The following is a 17,528-nucleotide window of genomic DNA, read 5'->3' as shown; positions in this document are numbered from 1 at the left end:
GGTCAGGGTCGCGCCTTCACTGACATTACCGGTATCAACTACCGCCGTCGGCGCATCGTCTTCCACCCGCACCGTCAGGGTGCCGTTGGTGGTGGCGTTGCCCGCGTCGGTCACGCTCAGCGGTATACCCAGCGCATCATCGTTGGCGCCGCTATGCTTCTGCTGTTCCGTCAGGGTATAGCTGTAGTTCAGGGTACCGGCGGTGGCCACGCCCCCCACCGTGCTGTCGGCGGTAAAACCGGTCAGCACCAGAGTGCCGCCCGCCACGCTGATGGCCGTCGATGGACTGGTGTTGCTCAGCGCACTCAGCTGAGTCAGAGTGAAGCTCTGGCCACCCACGGTAATGCTCTGCAGACCATCCGGGGCCGTAATCGTGATGGTGCCATTGGTACTTTCACTCTCGTTGCTCGCATCGGTGCCGTCCGGCAGGCCACTTTCCTTGACGGTGATGTGGCCATCCACACTTGTGCCGTTTTCGTCTTGGGCCGCAATGCTTGGAACCCCATCGGCGTTGCCATCGATGGTGATATCCAGCTCGGCAGCGGCCGTATCCCCGTCCCCATCGGTTAGGGTATAGGTAAAACTTTCAGTCAGACTAATGCCGGTTTTAAGCGCATTAACATCGGGGTTGTTATTGTCCAGCTCATAACTGTACGAACCATCCGGGCTGATCGTCAGGGTGCCGTACTCACCGTCAATTATCAGGTCGCCATCGGCATTGGTGCTGGCCGTATTGCCGCTGACGTTGTTGCTGGTAATACCGGTCACATTGGCACCGTCGGCCCCCAGGGTGTCGGCCTTGTCGCCGGAGGAAGCTCCGGCTCCACCTATGACGTTACCGGTCGCAGTTACTCCGCTGTCTTCGGTCACGCTGTTCCTGTCGTCTGCAGCCTCGGGCTCATCGTCGACGATACTGATCACCAGCTTGCCGGCCGGCGCGGCATCTCCATCTGCATCTGTGATCTCAACCTCGAATTCAACTTTGGTGTCATCGCCGTGGGTCGCCGCCTGCAGGGTATAGCCGTAGTGGATAGTGCCCTCACCCGTTATCGGGTCGTACTCATAATGCGCGGTCAGACCATCGGCAAACGTCTTGTCTACCGTAGTAAGCTCATGACCACCCAGCTTCACCAAGCCCAGCCCATCGGTCGAGGTGAAACTGATGGTGCCGCTGGTAGTGGCTTTGCTTGTTCCACTCTCAGAGCCATTGGCCAGCCCCGACTCGTAGACGGTTGTTGAAGCATTACCGGCAGCAGGAATGGTCACCGTGGGCGCAGCGTCGGCAATACTTATGGTTAGAGTGGCGGTAGCTGTACCACCTTCACCGTCGTTTACGGTGTAACGAAAGATATCGTTTTTTCCACCCGCTGTGCCCGTGGCACGTTGATAGTGATAACTGCCATCAGAATGCAGCGTGAGCTGCCCGTATTGCCCCTGAATAATCAGCTCGCCATTTACACCTGGTGTCGATGTATTGCCTGGCTCGTTGTCGCTGCTAACCTCTATAACGGCCAAACTGTCATTGTCCGGATCGCTGTCGTTGCTCAACACACCTTGTTCTTTTGTTTTCACCAGCGGTTGGTAAGCTGTTACCTCGCCTCCGTCGTCAGCCGCCACTGGAGCCGGGTTATTCACCGTCCAGGTAAAATCATGCGCACTGCTATTGCCTGCGGGATCGGTCACCGTAATGGTGACGTTATATTCACCCTGAGTGCCCGTGTTTCCCCCCTGGCTGGCGGAAGTATCAATTTTGCCGCTGATCACCCCGGTGTTGGGATCTATGGTTAAACCTGCGGGCAGATCTGCGGCTTGATAAACGAGTTGCTTACCGCTTACGGCATCGTTGAAATTTCCGCTGATATCCAGGCTGATATCGCTGGCATCATCATCGGTTCGGGCTGCCATTGGTGTGACTTCAACGGGTGGTAGGTTATCCGCCGGCTTGTTATCCGTTGCGATGCCGGTTGGGAAGCATTCTTCCCCTTTGGGTTCGTCACGATAATCTTCCTCCCACTGCCATTCGGGTATTGCTACATTTGGCGACAATAACAACTTTTCAATATGTGCCAAGGTAAGAAAGCTAATACCGTCGGCTTCTATAATTTCGTGAATACGGACCAGCTGAACAAAACCGTGCCCGCCAAACACATTGCTGCTGTCTTCATCAAGATGGGTAGTGGGAACGGCTTCCGCTTCAGAGGGTGACTCTACATCCGTGTGCAAAGCCGGCAACACACTGACGGCTTGCGTGGCTATAGTGGCATCAGTGGCTTCTTCGTTGACTGCTGGGAGTTGAGTCCCCTCAAAGGTGATCAGCAGGTTCTGCCCAAAATCCAGGCTTATTTGAGCGCCTGCCGTGGTAACCAGTATTTCATCGGCTGCCAGGCGATCACCTTCTTTAAGCAAGCGGCGCAGGCCAGTCGCGGTTTGAGCCCACACCTGACCAACGAGAAATACAACAGTTGCAAATGCAGTCATGAAAGTCTCTTGATGAAAACAACTATAAGTAATGCGGGAATCCGGTGTCTTTGCGGGCCGCAGCCGTTATCGACCGGGAGACTCCCTGCTCTGGATCTCCGCCTGCGCGGAGATGACAGCAAAAAACTGGGCCCCCGCCTTCGCGAGGGTGACGGCATACACACGGACCACCTTGTCATTCCCGTGCCCTCTCTTGTCATTCCCGAGCCCTCTCTTGTCATTCCCGAGCCCTCTCTTGTCATTCCCGCGAAGGCGGGAATCCGGTGTCTCTGCTAGCCAGCAGCCGTTATCGACCAAAGGGCTCCCTGCTCTGGATCTCCGCCTGCGCGGAGATGACGGCAAAAAAACTGGGCCCCCGCCTGCGCGAGGGTGACGGCAAAACCTAGGCCCCCGCCTGCGCGAAGATGACGGCAAAAAACTGGGCCCCCGCCCTGTTTGGCAGCCTGTTTTAAATGTGTGTTATCGCTCGCTTAACGCGTTAGCCTTGGCGCGCAATAAGGGCTTGAGTAAATAAGATAAGACGGTTCTTTTACCTGTCATCACATCCAGTTGTGCCGTCATGCCTGGAATAACAGATAAATCCCGGGTCGAGTCGTTATTGGTGGTGATGGCGCGCACCAAGTAAAAGGTGTTATCCCGTTCATCAGTCATGGTATCGGCACTTATGTGTTGCAGTTGAGCTTCCAGACCACCATAAATGGCAAAGTCATAAGCATGCAGTTTAATGGTGGCGGGCAGACCGGGGCGCAAAAAGGCAATATCCTTTGGCGCAATTCTGGCTTCTACCAGCAGGCGATCGTCACTGGGGACGATTTCTACCAGGGCATTGCCCGGCTGCACCACGCCCCCCACGGTATTAAGCAATACTCGTTGCACTGTGCCATTCACCGGTGAGCGAATGTCGGCCAGCTTTACCCGGTCTGCCAGGCCGTCTACCTGCTGAGTGAGGCTGTTCATTTCGGTGGCGGCGTTGCTAAGGTCACTGTGCCACTGGCTGTGCATGGTCAACTTCACCTCTTGCAGCCGGGCCTGCGCTTCCTGAATACTGGCCTTTACTTGCTCCGCCCGGGCCGCCGCTTGTCGACGTTCGCCATTAGCCGCTGACTGATCGCGCTGCAGATGCAAAATATCAATTTCAGATACGGCTCCGGTAGCCAGCAAGGGGCGGGTGGCAGCCAGCTCTTTACTCGACATCCGATAGGCTTGTCCGGCGGTGAGTAATCGTGCCTGAGTCTCGCTTAATTCTTGTTGGCGTTGTGCTATTTGCTCCTGTACGACGGCCTCGCGTTTTTTCAGCTCATTCAGGCTGGCCAGGTAGTGGTTTTGCTCTCGTTTTAGCACCCGCTGTTGCTCTGCTGTTAGTTCCTCACTAAACGCCAGTTCATATGGCTGATTATTTATTTGTGCGGTTAACCGTTCCACCTTGGCCGTTAACGAAAACAAGCGGGTGCTGCTTTCTTCCAGGTTGGCCACAAAACGAGTGGGATCGATGCGCGCCAGCAGCTGCCCCCGGGTAACCTGGTCGCCTTCTTTGATCAGCAGTTCTTCTATCATGCCGCCATCCAGTGACTGCACTATTTGCAACTGCCGAGAGGGGATCACCTTGCCCTCGCCCCGTGTGACTTCGTCTATGGGAGCAAAGGCCGCCCACACCAGTAACACCATAAAAGTGATGGCAATAACATACAGCAAACCCCGGGCACGCAGTTCTTTTTGGCGATCGATGGCATTGGCCGCATCTTGCTGCCAGTGGCTTGAGTGCTGGCTAAAACCGGCAAACAAAGGCCGAAACAAGCGGTCTACCCAACGCTTTCCTGTTAAGCCAACGGCGTTGCTCTTGCTGAGCTGCTCAAAGACCTGTTGCTCTGCTTGTTTGTTAGCCATTCTTGGGCCCTGCTCTGGTGTGCTCATGGCGCCGCCCGTTGAATGCTGCCCTGCTCTAGCGCCTGCAGCACCTGTTGCTTGTTGCCATCGGCCACTACGCGGCCCGCATCCATGACAATCAGGCGTTCAACCATGTTCAACAAACCGGTGCGATGGGTAATGAGCAGCAATGTTTTGCCCTGGCTAAATTGATCCAGCCCCTTGCTGACATGACTTTCCAGGTTGCTGTCCATGGCGCTGGTGGGTTCATCCAGCAGCAGCATGCTGCTGTCGGCCATCACCGCGCGGGCGACGGCAATGGTTTGTCGTTGTCCACCAGACAAGCGACTGCCCGCCTCGCCCACCTGCATGGCCAGCCCATCGGCATGAGGGCCGATGAGTCGGGTGAGCCCCGACACATTCACTGCCTGCATTAGTCGATCCTGGCTGGATTGAACCTGGCCAAGCGTGACGTTGTCATAAACCGAGCCACTCAGCAGCTGCACATCTTGCGGCACATAACCTATGTGGCGGCGCAGTTCGGCGGGGTCTATTTGTGCCTGGTTAACGCCATCAATAAAAATACTGCCCTCCGTAGGTTGATAGAGGCCCAGTATTAATTTTTCTATGGTACTTTTCCCCGAACCTACCTGGCCTAAAATGCCCACCCGCTCGCCGGCTCGTAAGTGAAACGACACCTTATGCAGTACCGCGGTTTCTTCTCCGGGATAGGTGAAAGACACGTTACGAAACTCGATTTCACCACGCAGTCGGCCACGGCTGACTGGCTGTAGGGTGTTATCGCGCTCTTGCTCGTGCGCCATTATGTCTTCTACCGACTTGAGCGCCGTGGCGGCCTGATAATATTGGGTTAGCAACGAAGCCGTTTGCGATACCGGCGCCATGGCTCGTGACGACAACATATAAGCCGCAATCAGTGCCCCCTGGCTCATGTTGCCGTTAATCACCAGATACACCCCAACGATGATCATGCTGACCGCCACCAGTTGCTGGATCCAGGCTGCACCCGCCCCTACCGAGGCGCCCAGCAGGCGTTGCTTGCCGGTACACCCCGATAAAAACTGGGTGGCATGCTCCCACCGCGTTTGCATGCGGCTAGTGGCATTAAAGCTTTTAAGGGTTTGTGCGCTGGACAGGCTTTCTATTAGTCCGGCGTTTCGCTGGGCGCTGGCCTGGCTGGACACTTCTGACAGTTGCTGCATTTTGACTTGTACCGACAAGGCATACACGATGATCAGCAAGGCGCCCACCAGCACAGGGAGCACCATGGTCCAGGAGATAAGGGTAATAATTAACGCAAACAGCAGAAAAAAAGGCAGGTCGATAAGTGCGGTCACTGTCATGGAGCCAATGAAGGAGCGCACCGACTCAAACGATTGTACGTTGGCGGCAAACGACCCCACAGATGCAGGATTGTGCTTTAACCGCATGCCCAATATGCGCTCCATGATCCGGGACGACAAGGTCAGGTCGGCACGGCTGGCCGCCAATTCTACAAACCAGCTGCGTAACATGCGTAGCAGCAGGTCGGCACACAGCACCACTATGGCACCAATGGCCAGCACCCACAGGGTGTCGGTGGCTTGATTGGGCACCACTCGGTCGTATACGTTCATCACAAACAGCGGCATGGTCAACGCTAACAGATTAATGAAAAACGCCGCTATTAACACGTCGCGATATACCCGCCGGTTGGCTCGAATAACACTCCAAAACCAATGCCCTTTTTGCTCGGGCTGGTCAGGGTTGCGCACCTGGCCGTCGGCAAGCCGAAAGCCGGGCCGACAATAGAGGGCAATACCGCTGTAACTGGCGTTGACTTCATCCAGGGCAAGCTGTTGCACTTGCATGTCCAGCTCGGGCAAGCGCAGCTGTACCGTTTTTTGCTCCAGATCGACCGCTTCCAGCAAACAGGCGCGATTGCCTTCCAGCAAGATAATGCAGGGCAACAGCAAGCTGTTAAGCCGGGTTAGGGGTTGGCGTACCAGATTAACGTTCAGCCCAACACGCTCGGCCGCCCGAGCGGTAATGGAGGGGGATAAACGACCATCGACCAGGGGCAGCCCATCTATCAGGGCGTCATGGGTCAGCGCGGTGCCATTCGCCTTGGCCAACCACAGCAAGCAAGCGCTTATTGGATCATCAGTTATCTGCATGACTGCCCTTAAAATCGATAACAAATAGCACTTCAGCCTCGGCGTTTGCCTTGGCTAGTGCTTGCGGAGCAACTGGCTGCGGCTCTGAAGTCACAGCAACAGGTTCCGGCGCTGTACGAAGAGAGACTGTTTGCAGCACTGGGCTCGGCGCTTCTGTATTGGCTACCGTGCGAGGCGTTGCTTCCTTGACCACTGACTGTGGAACTACAGCTTGAGCGGCTGGCCGCGGAGCCACCTGTTTAGCCTCTGAGCGTGGTGCTTCGGCCTGAGCCACAGGGCGCGGGGCTACTTCCTTCATCACGGGTCGCGGCGTTGCGTCCTGAACGAGTGAATGCGGCGCTACAGCCTGAGTCTCAGGTTGTGGAATGACATGGTGAGGGGTTCGCGTTACCGTTATTTCAACACGGCGGTTTAGCGCTCGGCCTTGCTCGGTATCATTGGTGGCTATTGGCCGTTCAGGCCCAGCACCGGATACAGTTAAAATAGCCGGGTTAATTCCGCTGTTTATAAGAGCATCAAATACGGCTTTGGCGCGCGCTAAAGAAAGCGACCAGTTGTAACGGTTAGCCCCGACATTGTCGGTATGCCCCATTACACTAATGGTTTGTAGCGTACCCTTTTCGGTTTCAGGCTGAACAAACTGCCGTATTTTACCAAGAAACTCGGGCTTGATATTGGTGCTGTCAGTATCAAACAAGGCATCGGTACTTAAGTTCAGCGTTTCTGCCTTGGCTACCGGCTGCATTTCAACGGCCTGGTGTACTTCGACGATCGGCGGCATTTTGACGACCCGTGGCATGTTGGCTACCGGGGAGCGTTCGTCACTCAACTCCGCGCGTTGGGTGACGGTACAAAAGTGCGAATTACCGGGAGACGCCGAACCATTCAAGTCACTCAGCGTCGGGATTTTCTCACTTGATACCGACAAGGCATCTAGCAAGTTACCCATGGTGTGCAAGGTACGTAGTCGCGCCAGTTGCAAGTCGTAATGACCGTCTAGATAAGCTCGCTCAGATTGAAATGCTTCGTTTTCAGAATCCAGCACATCCAGCAAGCTGCGGCGGCTAATATTAAATTGCTGTCGGTAAGCCACCACCACACTGGCAGCCGCATCGCGATGCGATGCTAGCAGAGCACGCTTTTTTTCAAGATTCAGCATATCGCTGTGCGCAACAGTGGCGGTTTGCCGCAAATCGACACAGGTTTTGTTGTGCTGGCTTTCTGCCTGCTCTATGCGGGTATAAGCAGCATATTCGGCCGCCTTGTCACTGCCACCGCTATACAGGTTATAGCGGGCACGCAGCTCTACAATGCTTTCATCACCGTAGCCGCCGGGGTCGGTACGATTGTCAAAACTGTTGTTATTTGAGTAGGTACCGTGGCGGGCCCCCAGCTCTAAAGTGGGGTAGCGGTTTGACTGGGTTTCGCGATAAGACGCCGCAGCAGCCTGGGTATTTTCCGCCGCGCTATACAAGGCTGGATTATTGCGATACACCCTATTCAGTATCGCAGCCAGATCGCTGGGTACCATTTGTTTGGGAATATCCAGCTCCGCCAGCTGTTCTGCCGGCAAACGCCCCACCAAACGCTGAAAGCGTGCGGTCACCGTTTGTAAATTAGCCACTTCTGTCAGCAAGTTAGAGCGTGCCAGCGACAAGCGACCGTTAATTTGCTGCAAATCGGCCTTGTTACTCACCCCCTGGCTGACTCTTTGGCTTAGCTGCTCGTAGACTCGTTGATGATTGGCCTCGTTTTTTTGAGCCAGCTTTACCAATTCACGATAGCGAAGCACGCCCACATAGGCCTCACTGGCTTCCAACGCTTTGGTTTCGGCCTCATTTAACAGCTCGTAATAACGCACCAGGCTGGTGTGCTCTGCCTTAGCCAGGGCACTGCGTACCCTGAATCCATCAAATAACATTTGCGTGAGTGAGACTTCGGCATAGTTTCGCGAATAATTACCACGATTATCAAATTCACGTTGGGCTTGCCCGGCGGATAGATTCAGGTCAACACTGGGCAAGAACCCACCAAATGCTTGTCGTTCATCATGGAGCGAGGCGTTAAAGGCATCTAGATATACTTGCAACTCAGGGTTGGTCGCCAGGGTCTCCTGGACCACGGTCAATAAATTATCTTGTTGGGTGGCAGAAAGCGAGGCGGCAGGAATAATGAGTAAACTGGCGGAGATAATCAACTTAGCCAAAGGAATTTTTATTGTCATTTTATCCTCTTACAATCCTGTATGACCCATAAAGCTGGTCGCTGCCTTCCTAGCAACCTGGTACATAAGAAAAGATAAAACGCTCAAATGCTACAACTATTTGATATATAAGCAAGACAACCCAGCAATGTAAATGCAAGGCTCAAGCATGAGCGGTGCAAACCTGAGTTCAGGCATACATTACCATTTAAATTTAGCACTCAAGACGCATATGAGGAGTGTACAGAAAAATTTTACCAACACCGAACTTTTACTCTAAAACCATGACACAGGGCAGAGTGTGCCCCTGTTCTTGATTGCTTTAAGTAATATCTCATAACTGATGTGAACACTGGGGCTAGCTTTCCTATCTTGTCACCCTCGCGAAGGAACGTCATCCTCGCGTAGGCGGGAACGGGGGCCAGTGTCTTTGCAGGAGAAGCGCAGGCTGACTGCTCTGCACCACAGCCCAGGACTCCCTCAGCGCCTTCGCGGGAATGATGAGAAAGGGCAGCACAAGCAGGAAGCCGTGACCGGATGATACAAGGCAGCGCTATAGCAAGACGCCACAAGCACTGCCCTTCGGGTTCGAGATAAACGCGTTTCACTCGAACAACAACCCTTTAACGAGCATTTATTTAGCGCCGTCTCCATGGGTTTCTTCCCACAGGCAAATAGCCGCAGCCAGATCTTCCAGTGAGGCTCCTACCGACTTGAACAGAGTAATTTCATCTGCATTCTCGCGCCCGGGTCGCTTTTGTTGAGTCAGCTCATACAAATCGGCACAGATACGAGACATATCAAACTGCCCCTCAGTCACCGCCTGGAGGAGATCCCCAGCTTCATCATGAGCGCCAGCATAAGTGTCAACAAATACCTTGGCTTTTGCCACGCAAGCGCCGTCGGTTTCTCGCATGTCGGGGCGAAATGCACCCACCAAATCCAGATGACAGCCTGGTGATAGCCAGTCCCCCCTGATCAGCGCCTCACTGGACAAGGTCGCACTGCTGATAATATCGGCACCCTGGCAGGCGGCGGCCAGATCTGTCACCACCTCCACACTGCTAAAGGGCGCCAGTCCACCCTGGTAGTCTTGATATTGCTCAACCAGCCGTTGCGCTTTTGCGGGATCTCTCCCCCAAATACGCACCCGACGGATAGGCCTGGTGGCGGCATGGGCTTCTATCAGCATAGGTGCCAGCTGACCGGTACCCACCAGCAACAGAGTATCAGCATCATCTCGAGCCAGGTAACGCGCGGCCAACGCCGAGGCGGCGGCAGTACGTCTGCGCGTCAATTCAGAGCCATCGATACAGGCCAGCGGCAACCCCGTTTGGCCATCACTGAGTAAATATGTGCCGGATATGGCGGGCAGGCCTTGCTCCGAATTGTTAGGGAATACGTTAATTAACTTAACCCCAATATATTTTTGCTCTTGCCAGGCCGGCATCAGCAACAAAGTCGCTTCCCCTTTCGAACCGGGTAAAGCATGGTGATGTCGTGGTGGAGACACAACATCAGCGTGCCGGAAGCTCTGTTCAATTTTATCAATCAAGGCAACCCAGGGAAGCTGTCGAGCCACTTGCTCGGCGGATATCATCTGCATAAACACCTCTATAAAATGTAGGTATGGCTTATCTGAAAAAAGTAACCAATGAAAGTAGTGTTAACCCATTAATACCTGCATTGACTGTTGGTATGTCAATCGCTCTTGTTCCGCGTACAACGCCAGCTCATCCACCACCCTGGCGCCTAAGGCATGTTCAAACTCCGCTTTATTGGCATTGCCCTGATAAGCCTGGGTCTGTGACTCACCCAGGTTGGACTGAAAAATACCCGCTGCACTCACTGGTAAAAAGTCTTCATAAGTTAGCGGGGTTGCCACCAGTAAGCCGTTTGCGATTAATGTTTCTTTATCGTGGAGCTCAAGCTGCTCATAAGTGCCACTAACCGCGTTACCCGCCTCGGTTAAACTGTATTCAAAAAAGGCCAGTCCCTTACGACGTAACTCGGTTTCATCATCTGGAAAGTCACCGAATATCTCGGCGAGCTTTTGTTGATGAGCCAGGTTTTCCTGCCCCTCGATTTGCTGTCTAGCCTTGGCTAATAACTCATCATAAAGCGCTCTTCCCTTGGCTGTGAGTGCCACCCCCCGCTGTTCAATCTCACCAAAGCGGGCGGTATGAGCCCCCTGTTGCTGATCGGCAAAACAAATAGACTCTTCCAGCGCCTTAAAACTGGTTTGGCGCAACAAGATGGCGCACTGGCGCTGCGGCGGCCCCTCTATGACCTCTTTAGCGTCCATCCCCCCCAGGGGCATGCGTTTTTGTACTTCATCAATATCGAGTGTTCGGGGTGTTAAGTGGTTAATATGCGGACCACGAAAACACACCACATCGGCAATTAAACGATGCTCATGCTGCAGGGCTTCGTAAGTCGCCAGATCGACGGTGGCCTCCTGGTGCCAGCGAAATGTCTCTAATGCCTCAACAACAAATTCATCCGCTTGTGCCCGGGTTAGCCCACCTTGTTGTTCATACATACTGATGAGTGCTCGCACTCTGGGCGTAAAAATATCCCTTTTGGCTAAAATGGCGGCAGCTTGTTCGCGAAGGCTGGCATTCTCGATCAACTCTAAACGCAACAGCGAGGTAAATATTCGAAACGGATTTCGGGCCAGGGCGGCCTTATCGATGGGGCGAAACGCAGTAGAATGCACCGGCACACCGGCGGTGGACAAGTCGTAGTAACCCACAGGATACATGCCCATAACGGCAAACAAGCGCCTTAACATCGCCAGCTCGTCGGCACTCCCCACTCGAATGGCACCGTGTCGCTCCACACCAAGTCGCGCCAGCTCGCCGTTAGCGCTAAGTTGCTGAGCCAAAGCAGGCTGCCTGGTCAAGGTATCCTGGTTTACTTCAGCCACCAACTTGAGTAAGTCGCCATATTGCGGCACTTCAGCTTGATACATGGCAGACATAGCCGTTGAAAATTGGTCACGAATATCATCGTCAGTCAAATAAGTGGCCATGGTGATTCCTTCTCCATTTATAGCAGTCCAATCACTCATCGTGCCCACGCCTTCCGGCTCGGTAGGACACAATAAACAGGTACATCAGGCAAGTACCTTACTCGGTGAGCGAATCTAGCGCGCGCTCCAGGCAGGCCAATCCTTCAGCCATAATGGCGGGCTCTGTGGTTAAAGGCGCTAATAAGCGCAACACATGCCGATGTCGACCACTAGGCATTAACAGCACTCCTTCTGTTCGACCTGCACTCAATAGTCTGGCCAGGTGTTCACGTCCGGTGGCGGTTGCCGTGTCGTTAAACACAATGCCCCGCATGGCGCCTACACCGGTTAATCGACCCAACATGGGGTAACGGCCCGACGCCTGCCATTTATCGTAAGCCTGTTGAATAGCTTGCTCCTGTTGTGCCCCCAAACGCATTAAGGTGTCGTCGGACATCAACTCTATTACCGTGCTTGCGGCTGCACAGGCCAGCGCATTTCCAGAATAGGTTCCGCCCAAACCGCCTTTAGGAAGCACGTTCATGATATCTGCACGCCCCGCCACCGCCGCCAACGGCAAACCGGCCGCCATGCTTTTCCCCATTAAGATCAGATCGGGCTCCACATCCAGATGCGTAAACGCAAAGCGACTTCCGGTGCGACCAAAACCTGACTGTATCTCGTCAAAGATAAGTACGATGCCATTGGCTTCACACACCTGAGCCAAATGAGCCGCAAAATCTGGGCATAAGAAGCGAAACCCGCCTTCCCCTTGTACAGGTTCAACAATGATACAAGCCACTTCACTGGCCGGAATTTCTACCTCAAACAAACGGGCCAGGGCCTGTTTGGCTTGTTGGCTGGTTACGTCGCCGTCTGAGCTGGGAAAAGGGAGGTGGTAAACAGGGCCGGGCAAGGCGCCTAACTGCTGCTTGTAAGGCGCGACTTTGCCGTTCAGGTTTAAGGCCGCCAGTGTGCGCCCATGAAATGCATCATCAAAGGCAATCACTCCCTGGCGCTGAGTAAAGGCGCGAGCAACTTTAAGGGCATTTTCCGTTGCCTCGGCACCACTATTGGTCAGCATGCACGATAAGGAATAAGACACGGGCACGAAGTCGGCCAGTTTGCGGGCCAAGCTCAAATAGCCGCGATGTGGAATCGCATTAAAGGCCGAGTGCATTAGCGTCTCAAGCTGAGTCTTGACGGCCTCTAGCACCAAGGGGTGGCAATGCCCCAGATTAAGCGCTCCTATCCCTCCTACAAAATCGACATAGCGCTTTCCCTGCTCGTCCCATACTTCGGCATTAAGGCCGCGGGCTAAACATATTGGATGAACAATACCCAGTGATTGACTAACGTGTGATAAATCCATGTTGCAACACCGTAAACTCAAAGATAAAAGTAGAGATATCACAGCAGAGCCAAAGGTGAGGTTCAAACGAATAAAAGACGTCAGTACATTCTAAAAAGGACTGAACAGGCGAAAACAGCCAAGCGTTCTGCTTCTGCTACGCCTTGTTTTTGCAATCAGATGTCATTAACAACACAACTGGCCGAGGGGGTTATCGCGTCCGTGACCGTATCCCTTTTTTCCAGTATCCAGGCCACAAAGTTTTTTACTTTCGCTACCTCCGCCTTATGGTCAGGGTAAGCGAGATAGTAGGCATTATCACTGAGCAATGAATAAGACCAGGGGATCACCAACTGCCCGGCATTCAGCTCTTCTTCGGCAAGAAAGCGCGGTACCAGAGTCACGCCACACCCCGCTCGCGCCGCTTGCAGAGCCATATAAAAGGTGTCGAACCGCGGGCCATGATAACTGTGGCTGGTATAACACTCCTGCTCTTTAAACCAGTCATGCCAGGCCTCGGGCCGAGTCGAATTTTGCAGCAACACTAACGGAATCAAGTCTAAGGGCGCATTAATACCGGCAGGCGGAATAATCGCCGGCGAGCAAACCGGTACCATTTCTTCATCCAGTAGTTTGATGCATTCCGACTTGGGCCAAGCGCCGCGACCGTAAAAAAAGGCCACATCTACATTATCGGCTTCAAAGTCGAACGACTCGGTTCTGTTGGTAATGTTTAAATACACATTGGGATGTCGAAAGCGAAATCCGTTTAATCGCGGCACCAACCAGCGGGCACCAAAGGTCATAGTGGTCGTGACATTCAACACCTCGCTCTGGCCACCGTACGACTGCATATAGCGCGTCGACATCTCGACCTGGGACAGTGTTTTGCGCACCTCGGTCAGATAAAGCGATCCCTCCGGCGTAATATGAAGGCGCTTGCGCACACGCCGAAACAACGGCTGTTCGAGAATTGACTCCAACTGGGCCACCTGCTTGCTGACCGCACTTTGTGTCAGGTTCAATTCATCGGCGGCGCGAGTAAAACTCAGGTGGCGCGCTGACGCTTCAAAACACTGCATAGAGGTCAGGGTAGGAAAACAACGACGACTCATAACAAACCCACTTCATGAAAAAAATGAATGATGTCGTTATAAAGTCTCGCTTGAAACAAATCAAGCTCCAAGATGATACTGCGGTTGTTTATTACCAACTTGTTAACAAAAACAGCCTGGAGGAAATATGATTGAATCCATCATGCAGCGTCTTGGAGTAGCTGACTCGTTATACCGTGCGGGAGATTACGCAATAACCTCTCCCACCGATGGCACCACTATCGGTAAGGTCACGCTGGAAAGTGCCGAGGCGGTAGAAAAGCGTATTGAAAAAGCCGATCAGGCATTTGCCGAGTGGCGACAAATCCCCGCCCCTCGCCGGGGTGAGCTGGTTCGCCTGTTTGGCGAGCAACTGCGCAAACACAAAGAGGATTTGGGTGCGCTGGTCACGCTGGAGTGCGGTAAAATTTTGCAGGAAGGCTTGGGCGAAGTACAAGAAATGATTGATATTTGCGATCTGGCTGTGGGCCAGTCCCGTCAATTATACGGTCTGACTATTGCCTCTGAGCGCCCAGGGCACCACATGCGCGAAAGCTGGCACCCACTGGGTCCTGTAGCCATTGTTACTGCGTTTAACTTCCCTGTTGCCCCCTGGGCCTGGAACGCCGCCCTCGCCCTCGTTTGTGGCAACAGCTTACTGTGGAAGCCTTCCGAGAAAACCCCGCTTAGCGCTTTAGCTTGTCAGGCCTTGCTGGACAAAGCCATTGCCGAATTTGGTGACGATGCGCCCGAAGGCCTGAGCCAGGTCATTATTGGTGACAGAGAAGCCGGTGAATTACTGACCCAGGATGCGCGCATTCCACTGGTCAGTGCGACAGGCAGCACCCGTATGGGTCGCGAAATTGCCCCTAAAGTAGCAGCGCGCTTTGGCCGCAGTATTCTGGAGCTAGGCGGTAATAACGCCATGATTTTAGCGCCCAGCGCCGATATCGACATGGCGGTGCGCGCTATTTTGTTCTCGGCAGTGGGTACCGCCGGGCAACGCTGCACCACGTTGCGCCGCCTGATTGTGCACGAGTCTATACGCGACGATGTACTGGCTCGCCTGAAGCAGTCGTACTCGGGCATCAGTATTGGTGACCCGATGGCAGGTCACCTGGTAGGCCCGCTAATTGATCAAGACTCCTTTAATCAAATGCAGACCGCCCTCAGTAAAGCCCGCGATCTGGGTGCCCCCGTATTTGGTGGCGAGCGCCAGTTGGCCGACTCCTACCCTGATGGCTATTATGTTGCACCCGCCATTGTAGAAATGTCGGAGCAAAACGACCTGGTTAAAAGCGAAACCTTTGCCCCCATTCTTTATGTACTCAGTTATAAGGACTTTGATGAAGCGCTGGCACTGAATAATGGCGTGCCTCAGGGCTTGTCTTCTTGCATTTTTACCACAGACGTACGAGAGGCAGAGCTTTTTGTCTCGGATGTAGGCAGTGACTGCGGTATTGCCAACGTGAACATCGGCCCCAGCGGCGCCGAAATTGGTGGTGCCTTTGGTGGTGAGAAAGAAACCGGTGGCGGTCGCGAATCAGGCTCAGACGTATGGAAGAGCTATATGCGTCGCCAAACCAACACCGTTAACTATTCTCGCGAGCTACCACTGGCTCAGGGTATCAAGTTCGACTGATAATAATGACCGCCACCCTTTTGGGTGGCGTTTTTATTCGTTTCTCTTAACTTCCGTTAAGGAGTCATGGAATGACAGCAACTATTTCCCGTGAACAATGGGGTAGCCGTTTTGGTTACATGATGGCCGTTATTGGCGCCATGGTCGGTGCAGGTAACATTTGGCGTATGCCCTATGTTACCGGAGAAAATGGCGGGGGCGCTTTTCTTATCGCCTACTTCCTGCTGCTTTATCTGATTGCCGTTCCCGGTTTAATGGGGGAAACCAGCCTGGGGCGTTATACCCGCCAGGGGTTACTGGGGACCTTTCGCAAGATCTACGGCAATAATAAAATGGTTGGCCTGGGGCTGGTGATAGTAGTTTTTAACGTTTTACTGATGTCCTACTATTCTTCAGTGGTGGGGTGGACCATTTATTATGCCTATCATGCGGTGATTGGTACCTTTACCCAAACCGGTTTTGATACTGCTGCATTATGGCAAGCCTTTAGTGAAAACAAGGCGCTTAACGTGGCCATGCATACCATTTCCATGTTAATGGTGACCGGCACTCTGCTATTTGGCATTAAAAACGGTATTGAGCGCTTATCTAAATGGATGATGCCCATACTGACGCTGTCATTAATTGCCATTGCTATTCGAGGCCTTACCTTACCTGGCGCCATGGCAGGCCTGGAGTTCAGCTTCTCCCCCAACTGGGAGTATTTGGCTCGCGGAGAGACCTGGTTAGCCGCCTTGGGCCAGGCCTTGTTTTCTACCGGCCTTGGCTGGGGTATTGCACTTACCTATGGTAGCTACTTGGGCCGTAACGATGACTTACCCTTGGGCGGCGGTATCTTTACTGCTGTGGGGAATACCAGTTTTGGTCTGCTTGCGATCTTTGCCGTCTTTCCTATCGTGTTTGCCTACGGCCTGGAGCCTACCTCGGGCCCGGCCTTGGCCTTTGTGGCACTGGCTACCGCCTTTGGTAACATGTCCGGTGGTTATTTCTGGGCATTGTTATTCTTTGTTGGCTTCTTTTTTGCCAACATGACTACCGCTATTGCCATTACTGAAGTAGGCGTCACCACCTATAAAGAAGAACGTAATGTTTCGCGAAGCAAAGCCGTGATCACCATTTGCGGTATTGTATGGCTGCTGGGAATTCCCAGCGCCATGAGCGCGGATATTCTCGGCTACCTGGACTTTGTACTGGGCAACTGGGGACTGCCTCTGGCCACCTTTATTATTATGGTTACCATTGGCTGGAAGTTCGATGCTAAACGCCTGCGCCTTATCAGCCTGAACCGTGGTGCCGACATTTATGTCCCAAGATCCTGGGAAGCAATTGTTCGCTATCAAATCCCGCTGATCATGCTGGGTATTATGAGTTACTTTTTATACAGTAACTTCAGTACCTCACCGTGGAAAACTATTAGTGGTTTAATTGTACTGACACTTACCATTCCCTTGTGCATGTGGATTATGGATAAACGTGAAAGAAGCTTGAATGTTGATTACGTCTATGGGGAGGAAGCACCATGAGCATTGACGCAATTATTGTAATGGTTATGTCTATGATCGCATTATGGGGAGTGGCTACCACGGCGCTTGTATATTCAATGCGAAAAGAAGACTATAAGTTGGAGCTACTCATAGCCAGGTTCTTAAGCATTAAAAAAATCGTAAATGTCACGTAATCCCTTGCCCTGCTTCGATTTACTTTGCT

Annotated in this window: 10 protein-coding genes; 2 read left to right on the top strand and 8 right to left on the bottom strand. The window is 53.2% G+C overall.

The window, feature by feature from the left end; translation table 11 throughout:
• The 8 genes from ACN0VL_RS14400 to gcvA all read right to left on the bottom strand — a co-directional run.
• The coding region (locus tag ACN0VL_RS14400; protein WP_417618558.1) for an Ig-like domain-containing protein at positions 1 to 2,478 on the bottom strand (2,478 nt) is incomplete at its 3' end.
• 459 nt (positions 2,479 to 2,937) lie between these two features.
• Positions 2,938 to 4,362 (bottom strand): HlyD family type I secretion periplasmic adaptor subunit, encoded by a 1,425-nt coding sequence (locus ACN0VL_RS14395; RefSeq protein WP_417618556.1) that lies wholly within the window; start codon positions 4,360 to 4,362, stop codon positions 2,938 to 2,940.
• Positions 4,363 to 4,385: 23 nt separating this feature from the next.
• Positions 4,386 to 6,518 carry a type I secretion system permease/ATPase gene (locus tag ACN0VL_RS14390; protein ID WP_417618554.1) on the bottom strand — a complete coding sequence of 711 codons (2,133 nt, stop codon included), beginning with the start codon at positions 6,516 to 6,518 and terminating at the stop codon, positions 4,386 to 4,388.
• Positions 6,505 to 8,742, bottom strand: coding sequence for a TolC family outer membrane protein (locus ACN0VL_RS14385; protein WP_417618552.1), 2,238 nt, complete (start codon positions 8,740 to 8,742; stop codon positions 6,505 to 6,507). Before ACN0VL_RS14385 ends, ACN0VL_RS14390 begins: the two co-directional genes overlap by 14 nt.
• Before the next feature lie 613 nt (positions 8,743 to 9,355).
• Positions 9,356 to 10,327 (bottom strand): ornithine cyclodeaminase family protein, encoded by a 972-nt coding sequence (locus ACN0VL_RS14380; RefSeq protein ID WP_417618550.1) that lies wholly within the window; start codon positions 10,325 to 10,327, stop codon positions 9,356 to 9,358.
• 60 nt (positions 10,328 to 10,387) lie between these two features.
• Positions 10,388 to 11,755, bottom strand: coding sequence for a VOC family protein (locus tag ACN0VL_RS14375; protein WP_417618548.1), 1,368 nt, complete (start codon positions 11,753 to 11,755; stop codon positions 10,388 to 10,390).
• A gap of 97 nt (positions 11,756 to 11,852) precedes the next feature.
• Entirely contained in the window at positions 11,853 to 13,106 is a 1,254-nt protein-coding gene (locus ACN0VL_RS14370) for an aspartate aminotransferase family protein (RefSeq protein ID WP_417618546.1), read from the bottom strand.
• A gap of 155 nt (positions 13,107 to 13,261) precedes the next feature.
• On the bottom strand, positions 13,262 to 14,200 hold the full coding sequence (gcvA, locus tag ACN0VL_RS14365) for a transcriptional regulator GcvA (RefSeq protein WP_417618544.1): 939 nt from the start codon (positions 14,198 to 14,200) through the stop codon (positions 13,262 to 13,264).
• Positions 14,201 to 14,327: 127 nt separating this feature from the next.
• On the opposite strand from gcvA, the gene ACN0VL_RS14360 reads away from it, so the two are divergent.
• A complete protein-coding gene (locus tag ACN0VL_RS14360) occupies positions 14,328 to 15,821 on the top strand; it encodes an aldehyde dehydrogenase family protein (RefSeq protein WP_417618542.1) in 1,494 nt (497 codons plus the stop codon).
• Positions 15,822 to 15,892: 71 nt separating this feature from the next.
• Complete coding sequence (locus ACN0VL_RS14355; RefSeq protein WP_417618540.1) at positions 15,893 to 17,344, top strand: sodium-dependent transporter; 1,452 nt, start codon at positions 15,893 to 15,895, stop codon at positions 17,342 to 17,344.
• Positions 17,345 to 17,528 lie beyond the last annotated feature (184 nt).

The sequence above is a fragment of the Oceanisphaera sp. genome, assembly GCF_048268965.1.
GTDB lineage: Bacteria > Pseudomonadota > Gammaproteobacteria > Enterobacterales > Aeromonadaceae > Oceanimonas.
Note: the sequence above shows the minus strand (reverse complement) of the source record. Positions and strands in the feature narration are given on the sequence as shown.

Excerpts from the sequence above, each read along its gene's own strand:
- ACN0VL_RS14385 (WP_417618552.1), bottom strand. The coding sequence starts at position 8,742 with ATGACAATAAAAATTCCTTTGGCTAAGTTGATTATCTCCGCCAGTTTA.
- ACN0VL_RS14390 (WP_417618554.1), bottom strand. The coding sequence starts at position 6,518 with ATGCAGATAACTGATGATCCAATAAGCGCTTGCTTGCTGTGGTTGGCC.
- ACN0VL_RS14375 (WP_417618548.1), bottom strand. The coding sequence starts at position 11,755 with ATGGCCACTTATTTGACTGACGATGATATTCGTGACCAATTTTCAACG.
- ACN0VL_RS14355 (WP_417618540.1), top strand. The coding sequence starts at position 15,893 with ATGACAGCAACTATTTCCCGTGAACAATGGGGTAGCCGTTTTGGTTAC.
- ACN0VL_RS14395 (WP_417618556.1), bottom strand. The coding sequence starts at position 4,362 with ATGGCTAACAAACAAGCAGAGCAACAGGTCTTTGAGCAGCTCAGCAAG.
- ACN0VL_RS14380 (WP_417618550.1), bottom strand. The coding sequence starts at position 10,327 with ATGCAGATGATATCCGCCGAGCAAGTGGCTCGACAGCTTCCCTGGGTT.
- ACN0VL_RS14360 (WP_417618542.1), top strand. The coding sequence starts at position 14,328 with ATGATTGAATCCATCATGCAGCGTCTTGGAGTAGCTGACTCGTTATAC.
- ACN0VL_RS14370 (WP_417618546.1), bottom strand. The coding sequence starts at position 13,106 with ATGGATTTATCACACGTTAGTCAATCACTGGGTATTGTTCATCCAATA.
- gcvA (WP_417618544.1), bottom strand. The coding sequence starts at position 14,200 with ATGAGTCGTCGTTGTTTTCCTACCCTGACCTCTATGCAGTGTTTTGAA.